Genomic DNA, 17,576 nt, shown 5'->3' with positions numbered 1-17,576 from the left:
ACATCCAGCGCATTCCGATCGCGGACAGCAGCTCCACCCGCTCCGCCGACAGCGCCCCGGCCGACGACTCCACCGGCAGTCCCTCGGCACGCCGCTGCTCGATCTCAGCGGCCTTCTGGGCTGCTCCGTCCCGGCTTTTTGAAAGATCTTGTTAATTGATCATGTGTTGGCTATTGGACTTGCAGGATCTGGGACTTTAGATCTTGGCTGGCTGGCCTGCGGTTTTGCTGCCGTGATTTCTTCTTCAAGGCCCGGGGCCTGTGGCTTTGCAGAATCTGGGACTGCTGTTCAGCCAGTTGGGAAAACCGAGAGGTGGAGGAAGGGGTCGCCTCGACACTGTTGATCTTGATTCAGCAGGGCGATCACCTGGACCCTCCTCATGTCGGCTGCTGGTGCATGTCCTTGGGCTGCCGTTGGTTCGGCCGACTCGGTCTGGGCGGTGATCAGGGCTGGTTCGGTCCGTGGTGGACAGCTTGCCGTCGAGGGTCAGGATTTCGGGTCGGTGCCCAGGCCTGTCAGGAGGAGTACGTGGGGGCCGCAGACGCCGCGTACAGGGCACCGGGTGCCAGAGGTGAGGGGCAGGTGGCTGCGTTACAGGCCCGGCTCTTCCGTGTGGCTGGCGGGCTCCGTGGGCTTCGCCTGGTCAGGCGAGCCGTGGTGGTCTTGGTCGCTGGTGGCCGGTTCGGCCAGGGCAGGGAGGCAGTTGTATGTCGGGTCGCTGTAGCCGGTGAGGATGGTCTCCAGGAGTTCGCGGTCGATGGCTTCGGTCTGCTGGAGGATGCTGGTCTGCGCGGCTTGGCACAGCAGTTGGTTCAGGGCGTGCATGGAGCCATCGGTGCGCGCATGCAGGTAGGCAGCCAACTGCACCAGGGTGCCGGGATGATGCTTGTACAGGCGCAGGTTCTTTTCGGCATCGTCGAGCACGTTGCACCACTGGTCGGGTTCGGCGGCGGTGTAGGGGACGGGTCTGACCCACAGCGTCGGGATGCCCTGCGGTTCCAGCGTGTCGACGCCGGCTGCGGGGGCCTTGCTGCGGTGGTCGCCGAGGGCGTGGTGCAGGATCTCCTGCGCGCCGATGCCGCAGAACAGAAAAGTGATTCTCGGCAGGGCGTCCTGGAGTTGGAACAGGTAGTCGAACGCGGTCTGCCGCTCGTTGTCCCTGACGTACTCGATGCCGTCGACGATGACCAGGCGCGTGCCGGCGCGTTGCATGACGCGGGTGATGGGCCCGGTCATGTCGACGGAGCGGTGGTTCATCGTCTCGGGCGAGCGGGAGTGCTCCAGGCCGAAGTACTCCGCGAACGGCAGAGACCAGTGCAGGGCGTCGCTGCGGTCGTGCGGCACGTGGATGTACACCACCGGGTGCCGGTCTGCGTCCGCAGGGAAGTGATGGTCGATCAAGCCCTGGAAGGCGAACCCGATTCGCGCGGCGAGCAGCGACTTGCCGGCAAGGCGCGGGCCGTCGACGGCGAAGTTCGGGCTCCGGCCGGGGGAGTCGTACAGGTTCTTCACCAGCATGGTCCGGGCGAGGCGCACTCCTCGCGTGAAGTCGTCGGTCTCCAAGGGCAGCAAAGCGCCGTGGTAGGCCAGGCGCGGGTCGGTCAGCCGCACCTTCGTGCCCAGGGGTGCGCTGTCCTGAAGGCTCGGCGGGGTGACGGTGCGTCGAGCCCGGGCGAGGAAGCCCTCTTTGGTTGCCAGCGGCCCGGGATCGGTCAGGTGCAAGGAGTGCGGGGCGGCCTTGGCTGCGGGTTCCGGCCGGGCGTGGGAGCGGGCGCGGTCGTTCATGTGATCTCCTCGTCGCTGGACGGGTCTGGGCTGTTGCTGTCATCGGGGGGCGGGGCGAGGTCGCGCAGGAACAGGTCGGTGGCGCGACCGGAGAACGTGCGCGAACGCCACCGCCGCGGGTTGGGCGCCTTCGCCGGCCTGGGCAGGGCCGCTTCGGTGTCCGCGTTCGGGGGTGGGGTGTCAACACTTTCTGCGCCCGCCGGTGCGGGCGAAGCGGGCGGGGACGGTTGGGGGTCGGCCAGGGTCGCGCTGGCGAACAGCAGGTGGGCTGGGACGTTCAGCGACCTGGCGGGGCGCACCCGGGCGGGGTCGGGCTCGGGGATGTCCGCGTACCGGTCAGCAGCAGGTGCGCGTACGGTGAGGCTGGGGCCGGTGTATGGGGCTGCGGGGCGCCGCCGGCGTGTACGCCCGCGGCCGCGTCGCGTCGGCATGACCGGATCGTCGGTGGGGCCCTGGTGGGCGCGCCGGCGCAGCTCGGATACCTCCAGCGCAATGTCGCGCTCCCACTGCCGGTCCTCCTCGCTGCCGCCGGCCTCGAGTCGTAGGCGTTCGGCGGTCTCCCACAAGAACAGCGACCAGTCGTCTCCGATGAGGTCCTGGTGGACGAACTCCGCCTCCACCCAGGGATATTCGCCGCGCTGCTCTTTGCGCTGGTCGAACAGCCACACGTAGCGCGGGCTGTAGGGGTCGTAGCGGACGGGCCACTTCATGCCCTTCCCGCGTACCCCGGACGGCTCCTTGTTGTACTCCTGCAGGGCCCGGCTGTCGTAGGTGCGGTTGCCGATCCGCACACCTTTGTCGGTGACCTGTCGCCACTCGCACAGCAGCAGCTTGCGGTTCTCGGACTCCGACAGGGGCAGCGGGACGTAGCCCTCGCAGGCCACCAGTGCCGCGTACATCTGGTTCGGCGTCAGCACGACCCCGGGCAGGTGCGGATCGCGCAGGCCCTCGTGGCGGTGCTGCTGCCAGCCCAGCGCGATCCACTCGTTCAGAAGGTCCTGCAGCTCGTTGAGGCGCCACATGGCGCCCTCGGTCACGAACTTCCCGCGACGGGACAGGTCACGCGCGGTGTACCCGGCGACGTACTGGCAGAACAGCTTCTTGATCGCGCTGAACGTCGACTCGATGACGGCCTTGTCATCGGCGGTGCGGTCGCGCGCCGAGCGCACCGAGATCTTCAGTGAGGTGCACACGTCGGTGAAGTGCTCGCTCTGGTAGATGCTGCCCTGGTCGACGACCACCATCTTCGGGCGGATCACCGGACGGGCCGCAGCACCGGCCATCCGTGGATCGCACGCCACCAGGTCCCCGTACGGCAGGTGGCAACTCTTCTCTGCTGCCGCGGAAGGTGACCAGCCGGGCCGCCCGGGCATCGGCGCGAGCGCCTGGGCGAGCATCAGCGTCGCGTCGAAAGAGGTGGTCGCCCGCCCGCCCAGGCGTTTGCCCTTGTAGCCGCGCCCTGGAGCACGGGGCACGATCATCGCTGCGATGATGCTGCGCGAGGCCACATCGATCGCTGCCGTCAGCTCGACCTGGACCGGGTAGCCGTGGTCTCCGACAGCCAGGATGTCCAGCCCGGTGGAGTCGATCTGCACCACCTCGCCCAGCATCGCCGCCCGGGTCGGCGACCAGGGCGGCTCGGGCGAGCTGGCCCGCTCCTCGCGGCGGCGCACCGGCCCGCGCAGCGTCTCCACACGCATGCCCAGGTTCTTCAGCAGCCGGTAGAACCCGCTTCGCGACAGCTTCAGGCCCTCCTTCGGGAACTCGGCGCGCAGCCGGGCCTCGACCCGTTCTCGCAGCCGGTTGGCCCACCCCGAGGACTCCTCCGTCCCGGCACGGAGTTCCTCCAGCAGCAGCTGAACGATCCGCTCATCGGTGTCGCCGTACAAGTCCCCGGCGACCACCTTTACGAGCCCGGCGACGCCCCGCTCCTCGTAGTCCTGGGCCCGGCGCCGCAACGTTGCGACCGACACCTTCGTCCAGCCCAGGTCCTTGAGCTCGCGGGACTTGGCGTCCAGCCGGCTCCACCGCGACGTCTCTTCCAGGTCGTACTGCGGGCGCGGCTGGGTGCCCGAGGGCGCGCCAGGCGGCAGTCCGTGAACGACCTCGTGCAGGTGCCACTCCCAGTTGCGCATCCGATCGCGCTCCAGGGGGTCGAGCACGTCCACGATGCTCACGTCCGGGATCTGCGGGCCGGGCCGCTCCCGGCCCTGCTCCTCCACCAGCGCGAAGTCGGCGGCGCAGGTCACTGCGGATACCAGCGCGACGGCGTCCTCGCCCTTCTCGTTCAAGGCGCGCAGGTGCACCCGGGTTCCTTGGAGGGCGGCGACCTCGTACAGGCCGCCCAGCCAGCGCACTGTCACTCCCGGTGTCAGGTCCACGCGACGTCGGTCCCACGTCGCGTGGACGGACGCTGCCCGTGCCTGCACCGTTGCCTTCCCGGGCGTCACGACGCCTCCTGCCGGTGGGCTGTGTCGGCGGTCCACGCTGTAGAGACGGGGATCAGGGGCCGTTCCTGGTCGAAGAGGAGGTCGCCGCGCCACAGCAGGTGCCAGGCGTGGGCGAGGGCGCTGTCGGGCAGGCCGGCTTCGGCTACTCCGCGGACCAGCGGGCGGGGTTGGCGGAAGGTATTCAGCAGGGCCGGACGGGTCGCTGCGTCGAACAGTTCGGGGAAACGGAAGCTGGCCACCACCTTCAGCCATGCCAGCCGCACTCCGATGGGAGCGTCCAGGCCCGTCAGTGTCCACCCGGCGGCCTGCGCCGCCACCTCCAGCGCCTGGCGTTCACGCGCGCCGTCCGGCTCAGCGCGGCCCGGGTGCACGATCGCCAGCCGCCGCCCGTCAGCGGTGCGGGCGAAGAACGCCGGGCTGACCACCCCATGGGCGCTGCCGTCCTCCCAGACGATCTGGGCTGCGTAGGCCGAGAAGCAGGTAATGGCCGCGTCGAAGTCCAGCAGCATGGCCGCGTGCATCAGCCGCTCGCTGCCGCACACCACCATGCCGCCTGTGGTCGCCGACCAGTACCGCGTCAAGATCGAGGTGCGGCCGTTGTAGGCGTGCGGTTCACACAACGGCTCGCACCGTTCCAGCGGCACCGCCCGCACCTGATCCGGGCCGCCCTCACGCACCCGCCCGTCCACGTCGCGGTAACGCACCCGCACCTGCACAAGATCACCTCTCCCGTGCCGCATCCCACTCGTTCCTGATGTGCTTTTCGCGGATGAACGGGACGCCTCGCCCGATGAGGACGGCCCCGGTCCTCGCGGACCACGGCCGTTATAGGAAAGGCCGATCGAACGCGCTGGCCACCGAGCCAAAGGGCAGGCAGCTGAGCTGCTGCACCGAATCCAGCGGTGCAATCCGTGTGTGCGGTTCGAGCAGCACGGCCCGCCCCAACTCACTCCCGCGCTTTGACCCCGGACCCGGTACCGGCTTGTGGCACTCCATCCACCGCCTCAGCACTCCCCGGTACCCGGGGCCCAACTCCTGTGAACTGCGCGCGAACCAGCCCTCGTAGGAGTCCGCCGTCAGCTCCCGGCTGAGCCGGCGACGCTCGGCCTGCGCGAGGATGCGGGCGATGCGCACGGTGCGCGGGTAGGACAACAAGGAGGCGGCCCGTGCCTCCCCGAGCCGGTCGGCCATCAACCGGAGCCTGTCCGGCGCGCTCGATTCGGGCCCGCTCAGTGTGCGCGCGTCCGCAAACAGGGCGCGTGCGGTGCGGCCCAGGCACCGCTCCATGGCCACTCGCTGGTGTTCCGCCGCCAGGATCTGCGGCCAGTCAGCCACGCTGATCCAAGGGATCTGCGGATCACGGGAGTTGTCCGACCACCGTGCGTGCCGGGCGCACAGGTGCCAGGGGTCCGCCACCATCATCCAGGCCGGTTCGCCGATGCCGCGGCGGGCCGCGCACAACGCGCAGGCCCGCACGAGATAGCCGTCCCGCACCGCCCATGGGAACGACCAGGCGGGAGTTCCGTCACTGTCGTCGAGCAGGTATGCCGCGTCCAGGCTCGCGAGCGCCCGCCGCATCACCTCCAGCGGACGGCCGGCCAGGGCGGCCAGGCGCTCGGCGGCAGGGCGGTTGAGGTAGAGCTCGGTCAGGTGCGGCGCGACGGCCTTCGTGCTGCCCTGCCCGACCTCGTCCAGCAACTGCTGGACCTCCAGCCCGTTACGGCCAGCCAGGCGGGTCACGTAGGAGCCGGTCGACTCGCCCGCCATGAACCGGACGTGCAACGGCAGTTCACGCACCCGTATCCGGTCCAAGCCCGCCACCGAATCCATGATCCTCCCTCGCCTCTGCGGCCATGGCTACCACGCCGAGCGGCACGAGGGGCAGGAACAGGGAAAATAATTCGGCAAAGTGCACCGATTCTTGACAGTGATCTGCCGAATATGAGAATGGCCGCCCTGACAGCCGAATGGGAGAAGCGTTTCCTCGCGTCCGAAGAGCCGCCGCCGCAGAAGGCGGCTGAAGGTCGGCCAACGCACTGCGGGGCGCGGGATATGTCGCCTTCGGCCGCCTGGCGGGAGGCTCCTGTCCTGCCTGCTGCAACCCGGCTGAATGCTGGCTGGGTGAGCTGACGAGACGGCTACTCGGCGCCTGCGGATCAGGCTATTCACACGGAACAGCGGCCTCAAGGCGAACCGAACCAATCAGGATGACATTTACGCTCCTGAAGGCGCCACCCAAGCAGTCAAATCGACGGGAATTCCGAAGATCGCTTGACAAGGAACACCGGAAAACCGATCGAATTGGTGCCCGGAGCGGGGCACGAGTCATGCAGGCACGGCGATCGCCCCGCCGATCCAGCCGCCGGTCGCCGAGGACACCCACGTGCCCCACAAGCCCATCCGACTACGCTCATACCAACAACGCGCCGTCAGCGCCATCACCGCAGGCCTCCAACGCCACCCACGAGTAACCGTGGTCGCGGCCTGCGGCACCGGCAAGACCGTCATCGCCCGGGTCAGCGCCGACACCTACACCCCACACGGCAATATCCTCGTGCTCGCCCCCAGCCAGGATCTGGTGGCGCAGACAGCACGCGAGTGGGACCGCGGACGCCCGGACGAGAAGCACATCGCGGTCTGCGCCCTGCCCCCGTCCGGCCGAGGCGCCTTGCTCATCCCCTTCACCACCAGCCCGGCCGAACTCGCTCGCCGCGTCGCCGACCACAGCGGCCCCACCATCGTCTTCTCCACCTACCAGTCCCTGCCCGCGATCGTCGAGGCCCACCGCCGCCACGGCCTGCCGGAGTGGGCCCTCGCCGTCGCCGACGAGGCCCACCACACCACTGGCAGCCTCGACAAGAGCTGGGGCGACATCCACGACGATGCCCAGATCCCCGCGCAGCGCCGCCTCTACATGACGGCGACGCCACGGCGCTGGAGCCACCCGAATCCCAGACACCCCGGCGCGTACAGGCAACCACTGGCATCGATGGACAACCCCGCACTGTTCGGCCCCGTCGTCTTCCGCCTCGAACTGGCCGAAGCCATCGCCCAGGGCATCCTCGCCGACTACCGCGTCGTCGTCCCCGTCATCAGCGCGGATGACCTGCACGACATCCTCACCATGGCCGAGAAAACCCCTCACCTGGACGGACTGCGCCTGGCAGCCATGCAAGTGGGACTGCTGCGCGCCGTACAGGACTACCGCCTCAGCCGCGTCCTAACGTTCCACCGCCTGATCGCGGCCGCCCGCACCTTCGCCCGCACTCTGCCGCACACCGCCACCGCCTTCGCCCAGGGCAGCCAGCCCATGAAACTGTGGGCTGCCGCTCTCGACAGCCGCCAGCCCCGCTCCGAGCGCAACACCAAGCTCTGGCGCTTCGCGGGAAGTTTCTGGCAGAGCCGCACCGCCCTCCTGCCCGGACAGGCCCACACCCACATCCTCAGCAGCGTCAGATGCCTGAGCGAAGGCGTCGACATGCCCGAAGCCGACGCAGTGCTGTTCGCCGACCCCAAACGCAGCGTCGTCGACATCATCCAGACCCTCGGCCGCGCCCTGCGCCAGCCGCCAGGCAGCGGCAAGATCGCCACACTGATCATCCCCGTGTACATCCGACCGGGACAAACCACCCGCGAGGCCATGGAGTCCTCCGACTTCCGCGACCTGTGGGCCATCCTGGACGGACTGCGCACCGCCGACAGCAAGTTCTACACCCGACTGCGCCGCGGCCCTGGCCGCCGCTCCGAAGACCCCGCCCTGGTCGAGCCCGAGCGCCCCGACGAGATCGCCGGCGTTCTCTCACTACGAGCCCACCAGTTCCAGGGCGACGGTTGGAGCAGGGGCTACGAAGCCGCCATGCGTTTCTACGAGAAGCACGGCCATCTCGAAGTCCCCACCGACCACCGGGACCTCCAAGGCATCCACCTCGGCTCATGGATCGGCGAGCAGCGCAACCGCTACGCCAAGGGCACCCTCGACCCCGACCAGGCCTTCGCCCTGTACGCGCTGCGCATCTCCTGGCCCCATCCACCCGGTAGCTTCGAACACAACCTCGCCCTAGCCCGCGACTACGCGACCGCCCACCACACCCTCGCAGTCACGGCTGATACCCCCGGAGTGGACAGCAGCCTGACCGAGTGGCTCGACCAATTGCGGGCCATGAACTGCGAAGACGCGTTGCCTCCCGAACGCCTTGAAGTACTTAACTCCATCGACCCCTGCTGGAACCCCGCCTGGAGCATCGACTGGCAGTACACCTGCGCCCTACTGCGTCGCCGCCTTGCCACCAGCACCTGGCGACCCACATACCAGCTCGCCACCAACGAAACGGATCCCTCCCTGGCCGCTTGGTTGGATCGCCAGATCGACCGGCAACACACCCTGGAGCCGGGGCAACTCGCCCAACTTGCGCTTCTGGCACGCCATCACCCGGATCTCCACCCCCACGCCCTGCTGCTGTCGCGGCAGACCACCAGGCCAGCGATGATCTTTGCGCGCGGCCTGCGTGCCGCGCGCAAGTTTCTCCGACGTGAAGGCCATCTCCAGGTCCCCGACGGACATGTCGAGACCGTCGATGTTGACCATGTCAGACTGGATACCTGGATCGAGCGGCGCCAGCGCGACGCCGCCCAGCTCACCCCTCAGCAAATCGCGGCACTCGACGCACTCGGCCTGCCGGTCGTGCCGCAGTTCCTGGAACCGGAACTCCCGGACGCCGCCTGAAACGGACGTCCGACTGCTGCCCCCAGCCGTGTCACCAGCCCTGTCACCCGGGGACGGATTGCGCCGGTCGACTGACAGACTGCCCTGTTCCCCGTGGCTGCCCTCACCGTCGCCACACCAGACCCCAAACGCAGGCACCACCCAGGCCCTCCGGTCCTGGCCGTGGCATCAGAAGGTCATGTCGGGTTGGTGTCCCAGACATCGTGTTCGGCTGGGTCCCAAAAGCGCACCACACCTTCCAAGGACCGCTGGGCCTCGTCGCCGTGGAACAGAGGAACGGCGAGCGGTGGATCGGCTGAACCCAGCTGTTCGTGCTCTTTGTCCTGTCCTGAAATGGCAGCGGCGTTGGGTGTTGCGACTGCGCAGGCACGGCAGGTGTCTGCGAGCCGCCACTGATGGCCGGTCCTGCTGCGGGCCAGAACGAGAAGAACCAGGCCGTCGCAGCCCCGGTGCCGAGGGTGCAGGCGGCATCCGTGCGCCCCGCACTGGCAGGTCCGCAAGTGAGGGGCGAGTGGCTGCGCCCGGACGTGGCCGGCCAGGTGTGACAGGGCGAAGGCCCGCATGGCACTCGTGATGCCCAGGAGAGGCGCGGGAAGAGAGCCGCAGGCATCGCACACCGCAGTCACTCCCTCTCTGCGCCGTTGGATGGTGACGGTCCAGGCACGATGCGGTGGGTGAGTGGGTGTCGTCTCCACGAGGATGTCGCTCCTCCTCGGTGTCTCGCTGTGGCCGTGCTCTGGGGGTCGGTTCCGGCGTGGGTGGGGGAGTGGCCGGCGGCGGGACACCGTAGTGCAGCCTCCTGCCCTCTGTGATCTTGCAGACTCCGCTGAAAATAGGGCAGAGGTCTGCACTGACAGGGTGGGGTGCCGGGTCGTGCGATAGCTGGGTGACGATCTTGCCGCCCGAGCCCAACATGGACGAGCTCCGCCTGGAGCTGGCCCGGCTGCGAGCGGCCCGCGCATGGTCCTACGACGAACTCGCCGCCCGCAGCGGTCTCTCGCGCCGTACGCTCATCGAGATCGAACAGGGCCGCACCCTGGGAACTCTCGCGACCTGGCACGCCATCGCCCATGCCCTGGGCGAACCTGTCGGTGACCTGCTGGAAAGCATCTGCCACGGCCACCAGCCACCCGGCCCATCACAGCAGTGACCCCCGCTCGCCCGGCCATCGAGTCCGGTATCTGATTCACCCGAATCAGCATCTGCAGTCGCACGGTCGGCCAAGGAGCGAACTCCAGTTCAGTCGTGCGCGCGGCAGCGGACTCTGGCACACGAAGCTCCCTGAAGGGCTCGTGACGTCATGGTGGCCGCCAACCTCAGCGGCTCCCAGAGCCAACCAGGAAAATGGAACACATATCCGTTAAGTGCCGCATGTGTTCGAGGCTGGTGGGCTGAGTGGCTGACTTCCACGGCCTCGCTGCGCAGCTCCCGGCGCGCCGCCCCTCATCGTCCTCCTGGCGGCTGGGCTCGTACGGGCCCACACGCTTTGCCGTCATGCGGTCGCGCCTGCCTCAGCAAGCAACGGCAGACCGCGCCCCGCCGCCCCGTGCCCCTGCGCAAGACAGGATGACGATTCGTGCTGGAACCTACGGAAGAACAGGCCGCAGCAGCTGACGCTTTCAACGCGGGGGAGCACATCGTGCTCCAGGCCGGCGCCGGCACGGGGAAGACCACCACGCTGGCTCTGCTGGCCGCGGCCACGCCGCGCCGGGGCCGCTACCTTGCCTTCAACAAGGCGATCGCCCAGGCCGCGGCCGCTGTCTTTCCCCGCACGGTCGCCTGCAAGACGGCTCACTCCCTGGCTTTTGCCACGGTCGGGCGCCACTACAGCGGCCGGCTCAACGCACCCCGTGTGCCCAGCTGGAAGCAGGGCCAGAACCTCGGCCTCACCAAGCCCCTCACCATCAAGGGCCGAACCGTCGGCCAGCCGATCCTCGCCTCCACCGTCCTGCGGGCCGTCACCACCTTCTGCCACTCCGCGGACAGCACCCTCGAGCCCCACCACGTCCCCCGCCTGCGCGGCCTGGATGCCCCCGAAGTTCACGACAAGCTCGCCGAAGCCGTCCTCCCCTACGCCCACAAAGCGTGGGAAGACCTGCAGAGCCGGGACGGCGCCGCGGTGCGCTTCAGCCACGACCACTACCTGAAGATCTGGGCCCTCACCGACCCGGTCATCGCCGCCGACTACCTGCTGCTGGACGAGGCTCAGGACACCAATCCTGTCCTTGAGACTGTCTTCAACCAGCAGCGCGACCACGCACAACTCGTCATGGTCGGCGACTCCGCCCAGGCCATCTACGGATGGCGCGGCGCCAAAGACGTCATGTCAGCCTTCAAAGGCACCCAGCTCACCCTCACCCGCTCCTTCCGCTTCGGCCACGCCATCGCTGAGGAAGCCAACCGCTGGCTCGCTCTCACCGACGCCCCCATCCGCCTGACCGGAACCGCCACCGTCCGCTCCAGCACCGGCCCCCTCGACACACCAGAGGCGATCCTGTGCCGCACCAACGTCGGCACCATGATCGAAATCATGAAACTCCTGCCCACCGGCCGCCGCGTCGCCCTGGCCGGCGGAGCCGAACCCCTCCAGGCCCTCGCCCGCGCCGCCCACGACCTCCAGAACGGCCGCCGCACCACCCACCCCGAACTCCTGCTCTTCGAGCGCTGGGCAGACCTCAAGGAATACGCCGAACACGACCCCGCCGGTGGCGACCTCGCCCCCCTCATCGATGTCGTCGAACAACACGGCACCCAAGCCATCCTCAACGCCGTCGACAAGCTTGTCCCCGAGACCTACGCCGACATCACCATCTCCACCGCCCACAAAGCCAAGGGCCGGGAGTGGAACACCGTACGGATCTCGAACGACTTCGCCCCAGAGGACACCGGTGAGACCGACGCCAACGGCCAGCCGACTGCCGCGCCCATCGACGCCGACGAGGCACGCCTGGCCTACGTCGCCGTCACCCGAGCCCGCCATCACCTCGACCACCGAGGACTGAGCGCAGTGCCCTCCCCAGTTGCCCACCGCGGAACCGCTCCGTGAATCCTGCCCCGCGGTGAGGCCACATGTGAGGTAGGAGCGGTGCACTGGAAACGGGGGTCGCCCCCACCCACGGAGCCGAGGCTTTGCGTGGGTGGGGGAGCGTTGCCAGACGACGGGGGAGGCCTTCCCGCAGCGTGCGCCCGAAAGAATGCAGCCGCCATGTCCTGCCCTACGCCCTGTCTTCATCCGCCTCCGGCAGACCGTCGACACGCCGGAGGCTGAGCATGCCCGTACCGGCGAAGAGGCGCTGCCTCAGCCTCACCCGAGCTCGCACGGTGGCCATGCAGTCGGTAGACGAGCTCATCCGGTGCTTGCGATACGCGAGCTCTGCGCCAGGCGACGTCATAAGAAAGACTCCCCCTGCCGCGCCCCCACGACCACAGAGCGCGCATGCTGGTGATCGGCGCCAGGAAGGCCCGCACCAGTGCCAACCTCATCAGCGTGCCCTCAAGGGTTCCGCAGACCTCTGAGGGTGCTGGGCTGCCGCGGGTGTGGCATCGGGCAGCGAGCCACCATTGAGGGCCTTGACCGCTTCCAGCAGGGCGAGCATGGCCTGATGCTGCATTTGAACGTTGTCGAACCCTGCGCCGAGCTGCTCCCACTGCTGAAGCAGCGGGTGCCACCAGTGGTTGCACGACTTGATCCATCGTGCGATTCGCTGCAGCTCAGCGGCCTGTTCGTCGCCGAGTGAACCCGGCTGTTGCTCCAGACGGTCCAGGACGACGAGGTCCGGGTGGTCGTACAAGCACCTCTTGAGGAACCGCAGCCGGCGAATCCGTTCCTCATCAGCGCGGCGCTGTGCGAGGACCTCAGCCGACCCAGCTGACAGACGTAAGGTGACGCGGGCCGACAGGATTCGGTACTCCCTGCCACGCGGGACCAGGGCATTGCTCAGAGCCGTGTTGATGCTGTCCTGAGCAGTATGGAGATCGGCCGCACTCAGCTGCCCGGCTCTCTCCGTGGCTACGCCGAGTACAGCGCATCGCACCTGCTCATCGAGGTTTGTGCCCCGTCGCCACGTGGGGCGCCACCGGATGACGAAGAGCCCTTCGAAGGGCACACCGGGTGTGGCAGAGGGAAGGAGTCTGGGCTGGGGACAGGAGGCAGTTCGTGTAGCGCGCTGCCAGGGCCATCTCACAAAGACCTCCCCTGGGGGGTAAACACCGGGCGCAGAGCGGGTTCCACGAGGTGCTGGTAGAAGTCCTGCGCGACGTTGATGTCGCCGATGCTGGGGATGTCACCCAGGGCTCGCATGAGTTCCATGCAGGCCTGGAACATCTTGTGCCCGCGAAGCGTCGGAACGAGCCGATCGCGAAGCCGGCTGTAGGTGCTGGGGTCGGTGGTGCAGTTGCGGATCCAGTTGGTGATCGCCGGGATGACTTCCTCGGCGGTCGCATCCTCCCCGAGAAGGTCTTGCAGAGCACAGTCCACCTCGATGTCGGGAGGTGTGTCCGATAGCAGCCAGGGCATGCCGTTGTGCTCCTGCGGCATGAGTGCCAGGAACGCCAGGCTTCCGCTCTTGCGGCTCGCCTTCGAGGACTGCCACGCATTGACTTCCGCGACGAGCCGTTCGGCTCCTCCGGGCAACTGCGCCAGGTCTCGGTAGGCCTCGAGCACCCTCTCGCGAGTGGCCCGGTCATCGATCGTGTGGGTGATCCTGCGTAGCCGCACCATGGCTCTCTTGGTAGATGAGCGGCTTGAGGAAGAGGACCGCAGAATGCTCTGGCAGGTGGAGATCACGGTGAGCGCGCGGTCGGGTTGTCCGGCCCATCGGTAGAGCACCTCCCAAGCCTGGCGTCCGACATGCTCGTCTTGGACAGCGCGTTCCATGACCAGGCTCAGAAGGCCTTTGTCCTCGCGCGAGAGCATCGTCCCCAGGACGTTGAGGTAGGTCACCCGGCCGTGACGCAGCACCAATTCGGTGATGACATCGGCCACCCGAGCTGACGCTTCCTGGTCCGTGCCGTTCTGGACGAGCCAGGCGAGTACAGGGTCGCGCATGACCTCGTAGTTGTCCCAGACGTATGCCAGAACAGCCCGGCCGTATGAAGGCTGTTCGAAGATCACGGTGTCGTGCGAGTCGACGCTGGCACCGATCTCATGGATGCGGCGCCGCAGACCACGGCCGGCAAACACCGATGCCGTGGTCATTCCGACCTGGTCTTCCGTCACACGCCCCTGCAAGTCACGTGCGCAGGCGGCCACGGAGGCCATGGGTGCTGACTGCCGCACGGCGAGTGCCATGAGTAGACAGCGGTCCTCGATGGTGAGTGACGCATCGTGCTGGTTGTGCGTTGCTGAAACCTCGCCGAACAGGAGGTCCAGCTTGTCTCTCCAGTCCGAGAGCGCGCCCGCAAGACGTTCCTCAAATGAGGCAGTCGCCTCGTAGGAAGCGCGGTCCGGAGTGAGCAGCGGCGATGTCGTCTGCTGCCGGGTGTGTTCTTCCCATGCCTGGACGGCCTTCCCCGCAGCGCGCACGGCCTCCACAGCGTCGAGCCCGAGCAAGGCCGCTTTGGCCTCGATGGACGACTGGATGTAGGGAATCAAGTGGACATGGTGGTGGAAACGCAGGTGCCCTTCCACCACCTTCAGCGAAGTGGGTGGTTCCTTGAGATAGACCGTCTGGATACCCGCGCGGTGCCTCAGGAAGTGGTCGTCGGTCCACAGCTCCTTGGCCACGGTGATCACCAGATGCGAGCCACACGCCTTCAGATTGGTCGCGTGCTTGCTGAGCGAGTTCAGGAAGTCGGGCGAGGGCTGGTCGCAGTCCGGGTCCTTGAGATCGAGCTGGAAAGCGTGGCGTTCCTCCAAAGGCAACCGACCTACGGTGGGCGAGGACCAATCGGCGTCCAGTTTCACCAAGCGGGTGTCACTGTCGGTGTGCCGGGCAAGGAGATGCAGCGCGAAAGTCGTCGACCCGAAGGAACGCGGCGCCACAACGATCAGCACATGCTGTCTGAGGCGCCGGCTGTCATGGTCGATAGCTTCTTCCCACGCCTCCTCCCACTGGGCCTCACGGATGAAGGGCCCATCGGTGATGTCATGTCGCTCGAGAACCACACCCTCGAGGATGTCCCGTTTGCGGGTCTCCAGGATCAGCTGCTCGATGTGGCTTGCGACGACACCCGCATTGCCGACGTGAGTGCCCCGATCCGGCGGGGGCGCAGTCGGCGTGTCTGTCCCACCGGGGCTGCGCACAGGCGAAAGCGCTGGCGGCTCTGAACTGCGATAAGAGGGCGTCGTCGTGGCCCCATCGGCCCGATGTGCCGTCTGCTGTGGCAACTGCGGACCGACTGAGACACCAGGTGCCGGTGGCGAGCTGGGCTGAGGGAGGAAAGGTGGAATGGAGCCGGGACGGGCAAAGCCGTTGTCTGACATGTGTTGTTCCTGATCTGCAGGGATGAGGGAAGAGACCGGGGACGGGCGCAAGTCAGCGCGGCCAGTACTCCGTACGAGCGTTGTGAATGGTCTCGGCAATGTTGCTGTGATGCACCGGTCCGTTGAACTGGATCCCCCCGCCGGAACCCTGCACCATCGACGCCGAAGAGCGTTCCCTGCTGCCCGACGACGTTCCGTGAGTACTCGCGAGCCCGGGTGCCTCAACGCGATCACGAACGTGCGGTTGAACTGCTTCTGGGCTCACACCGGGCACGAGGATCCGGCACGGCTCGTTGAACTCGGGCTTGTCCTCCACCTGTGCCACCGCACGCAGGAAGTGTTCCTTCACGAGGTCCCTGGTACGGCCGGCGTGTACGGTCCGGCGATAGGCGACCTCCGATACGGCTGCGGCCAGGAACTCCCCGCGCTGCACTGCCACCTCCATCGCCTCGCGTACGGCGGTGCAGTTCACCAAGCGGCACGCCTCGTTGATGGCGTCGCCGCGGTAGTCGGCGGTCAGAGGCCCGACGTGGACACTCGCGCGGAGATGAATGGGAGGTGCGCTGGCCAGCCGCGCACGGTCGTAGCGCAGGAGGGCCTTGTTGAGGTTTCCGAGCAGCGGATCGATCAGCCGAGCGAGCTCCCGTGCCGGCAGAACGAAAATGACGCCGTCGCCGGTGTCCCTTTCCGCGCCGGCGGCCGGGTGGACTTCCGCCAGCCCGGACTCGAGGAACACGGTCTTGAGGATGTCGTCGAGATCGTCGCGGACGAGCGACATCTTCGCCTCGGGCATCTGGCTGTACTTGCGCATGTCGACGACCAGGAGCGCGTGCTCCGGAGGTACGTCGAACTCACGCGAGGGATAGAAGGAGTTCACGAGGGCCCTTTCAGCAGGTGGGCGCACCATGCTGTCTGCGCCCGGAGACCCTCGCTGCCCACTGCTGTGCACCGGATCGGTGCTTCCCGTCACGTCTGGGCTCCGACGTGTTCCTGGATGGCGGTGATGTCCTTGATGAGCAGACCGCCACCGGCTTCAGTGTCCAGCCACCCGTGCTCGCGCCATGATTTGAGTGCTGAGCCGACGGCGTTGCGGGAGGCGCCGATCATCTGTGCGAGTTCTTCTTGAGTGAGGCGCACCTGTGCTGGCTGGCCCGGCGCGGCCACCCACTGAGCGAGACGGCCCAGGGCTGATGCCAGACGTGTGGCGACCGGCGCGGTCGCGAGTTCAAGGCGGACGGCCTCCGCCTCACGGACTCGGGTGATGGCGTGCCGCAGCAGTGAGTTCAGCAGCTGATGCTCTTCAACGAATCCCAGGAAGTCGGCTGCCGGGACGATGTGCACGCGACAGGTCTCCGCAGCGATGACGGAGGCGGAACGTGGCTGTGCGTCGACGACTGCCAGTTCCCCGAAGATCTCTCCTGACCCCCGCACCGCGAGTAACGTGCGGTTCCCCTCGGCGCCGGTCAGCGTGACCAGTGCTGTCCCGGCGGCGAGGAGCACGACGTGGGTCCCCGGATCTCCCTGCCTCAGGAGGACGCTTCGCGACTGCCGGACCCGCACCGGGGAGAGCCCGCACAGCTTGGACCACAGCTGCTCGCCGATGACAGTGCTGTGCGGCTGATACATCGATCCCCCTGAGTAACGGCGCCCGCTTCACGCGGGATGCTCTCAAGAAGTCATGTATGCGATCAATAACCCAATTCCGGCCATAAACAGGGCTGGCACTATGAGATCAACAGCCACCTTGATCGCCCGAAATTTCCGGTGGGCCAGTGCTCCGATCCGTATCACCTGGACCGCATCTGCATGCAGCCGCTCCTCGCTGCTCATGGCAATAACGGACGTCACAAGCGCCTGTGCACAGCCCCCTCGCGCAGGACCCTCCATCGCTGAGCGGGGATGGCGGGGGAGCGATGGTCGAAGGGCGGCCAGAGCCGCAATGAGTGCTGAGACCAGCAAGCCGCACGCCACCACCAAGGAGGCCTTCGCCGGCCATGCGGCGTTGCCCCAGTTCGACAACGCCGCAATGCCAGCTGCGAGCAACCCTCCGGTCAGCCCGCACAGGGCGGCCGCCTTGCCGTCAGCGCGCTGCACTTCGACAAACAGCTCGGAGAACCTGGCTCTCATCCTGCTTGCTGCTTCCCCAGCAACCCTGTCCTCACCGATCCGATTCATGAACCCTCCCGACGGCGGA

General features: G+C 67.5%; 12 protein-coding genes. 3 read left to right on the top strand and 9 right to left on the bottom strand.

Features of this window, described 5'->3' with window-relative positions:
* Nucleotides 1–591 precede the first annotated feature (591 nt).
* From ACTFAP_RS00175 to ACTFAP_RS00160, 4 genes are all read right to left on the bottom strand, one after another.
* Nucleotides 592–1,785 carry a hypothetical protein gene (locus ACTFAP_RS00175; RefSeq protein WP_500467856.1) on the bottom strand — a complete coding sequence of 398 codons (1,194 nt, stop codon included), beginning with the start codon at nucleotides 1,783–1,785 and terminating at the stop codon, nucleotides 592–594.
* Nucleotides 1,782–4,148, bottom strand: a complete 2,367-nt coding sequence (locus ACTFAP_RS00170) for a Mu transposase C-terminal domain-containing protein (RefSeq protein ID WP_500467857.1) — start codon at nucleotides 4,146–4,148, stop codon at nucleotides 1,782–1,784. Before ACTFAP_RS00170 ends, ACTFAP_RS00175 begins: the two co-directional genes overlap by 4 nt.
* An 83-nt stretch (nucleotides 4,149–4,231) precedes the next feature.
* The gene (locus ACTFAP_RS00165; RefSeq protein WP_500467858.1) at nucleotides 4,232–4,945 is read right to left on the bottom strand and encodes a TnsA-like heteromeric transposase endonuclease subunit; all 714 of its coding nucleotides are present in this window, start codon (nucleotides 4,943–4,945) and stop codon (nucleotides 4,232–4,234) included.
* A gap of 115 nt (nucleotides 4,946–5,060) precedes the next feature.
* Nucleotides 5,061–6,065, bottom strand: coding sequence for a TniQ family protein (locus tag ACTFAP_RS00160; RefSeq protein WP_500467859.1), 1,005 nt, complete (start codon nucleotides 6,063–6,065; stop codon nucleotides 5,061–5,063).
* Nucleotides 6,066–6,618: 553 nt separating this feature from the next.
* Here ACTFAP_RS00160 and ACTFAP_RS00155 point away from each other — a divergent pair.
* The 3 genes from ACTFAP_RS00155 (at nucleotide 6,619) to ACTFAP_RS00145 (ending at nucleotide 12,004) form a co-directional block, all read left to right on the top strand.
* Nucleotides 6,619–8,958: a helicase associated domain-containing protein gene (locus ACTFAP_RS00155; protein ID WP_500467860.1), complete on the top strand. Its 2,340-nt coding sequence runs from the start codon at nucleotides 6,619–6,621 to the stop codon at nucleotides 8,956–8,958.
* An 886-nt stretch (nucleotides 8,959–9,844) separates the two neighbouring features.
* Nucleotides 9,845–10,108, top strand: a complete 264-nt coding sequence (locus ACTFAP_RS00150) for a helix-turn-helix transcriptional regulator (protein ID WP_500467861.1) — start codon at nucleotides 9,845–9,847, stop codon at nucleotides 10,106–10,108.
* 429 nt (nucleotides 10,109–10,537) lie between these two features.
* A complete protein-coding gene (locus ACTFAP_RS00145) occupies nucleotides 10,538–12,004 on the top strand; it encodes a UvrD-helicase domain-containing protein (protein ID WP_500469592.1) in 1,467 nt (488 codons plus the stop codon).
* 436 nt (nucleotides 12,005–12,440) lie between these two features.
* Here ACTFAP_RS00145 and ACTFAP_RS00140 read toward each other — a convergent pair whose 3' ends face one another.
* From ACTFAP_RS00140 to ACTFAP_RS00120, 5 genes are all read right to left on the bottom strand, one after another.
* On the bottom strand, nucleotides 12,441–12,749 hold the full coding sequence (locus ACTFAP_RS00140; RefSeq protein WP_500467890.1) for a hypothetical protein: 309 nt from the start codon (nucleotides 12,747–12,749) through the stop codon (nucleotides 12,441–12,443).
* A gap of 389 nt (nucleotides 12,750–13,138) precedes the next feature.
* On the bottom strand, nucleotides 13,139–15,202 hold the full coding sequence (locus ACTFAP_RS00135) for a hypothetical protein (RefSeq protein ID WP_500467889.1): 2,064 nt from the start codon (nucleotides 15,200–15,202) through the stop codon (nucleotides 13,139–13,141).
* 232 nt (nucleotides 15,203–15,434) lie between these two features.
* Nucleotides 15,435–16,259 (bottom strand): hypothetical protein, encoded by an 825-nt coding sequence (locus tag ACTFAP_RS00130; RefSeq protein WP_500467888.1) that lies wholly within the window; start codon nucleotides 16,257–16,259, stop codon nucleotides 15,435–15,437.
* A gap of 89 nt (nucleotides 16,260–16,348) precedes the next feature.
* Nucleotides 16,349–17,008 carry a Crp/Fnr family transcriptional regulator gene (locus ACTFAP_RS00125; protein ID WP_500467887.1) on the bottom strand — a complete coding sequence of 220 codons (660 nt, stop codon included), beginning with the start codon at nucleotides 17,006–17,008 and terminating at the stop codon, nucleotides 16,349–16,351.
* 42 nt (nucleotides 17,009–17,050) lie between these two features.
* Nucleotides 17,051–17,509: a Pycsar system effector family protein gene (locus tag ACTFAP_RS00120; RefSeq protein ID WP_500467886.1), complete on the bottom strand. Its 459-nt coding sequence runs from the start codon at nucleotides 17,507–17,509 to the stop codon at nucleotides 17,051–17,053.
* Between the last annotated feature and the right edge of the window lie 67 nt (nucleotides 17,510–17,576).

The organism is Streptomyces sp. PH9007, assembly GCF_059813725.1.
This window is presented reverse-complemented; position numbering and strand designations above follow the sequence as displayed.

Bases quoted from the DNA above. Each gene is read 5' to 3' on its own strand.
- ACTFAP_RS00120 (WP_500467886.1), bottom strand. From the start codon at position 17,509: ATGAGAGCCAGGTTCTCCGAGCTGTTTGTCGAAGTGCAGCGCGCTGAC.
- ACTFAP_RS00125 (WP_500467887.1), bottom strand. From the start codon at position 17,008: ATGTATCAGCCGCACAGCACTGTCATCGGCGAGCAGCTGTGGTCCAAG.
- ACTFAP_RS00160 (WP_500467859.1), bottom strand. From the start codon at position 6,065: ATGGATTCGGTGGCGGGCTTGGACCGGATACGGGTGCGTGAACTGCCG.
- ACTFAP_RS00175 (WP_500467856.1), bottom strand. From the start codon at position 1,785: ATGAACGACCGCGCCCGCTCCCACGCCCGGCCGGAACCCGCAGCCAAG.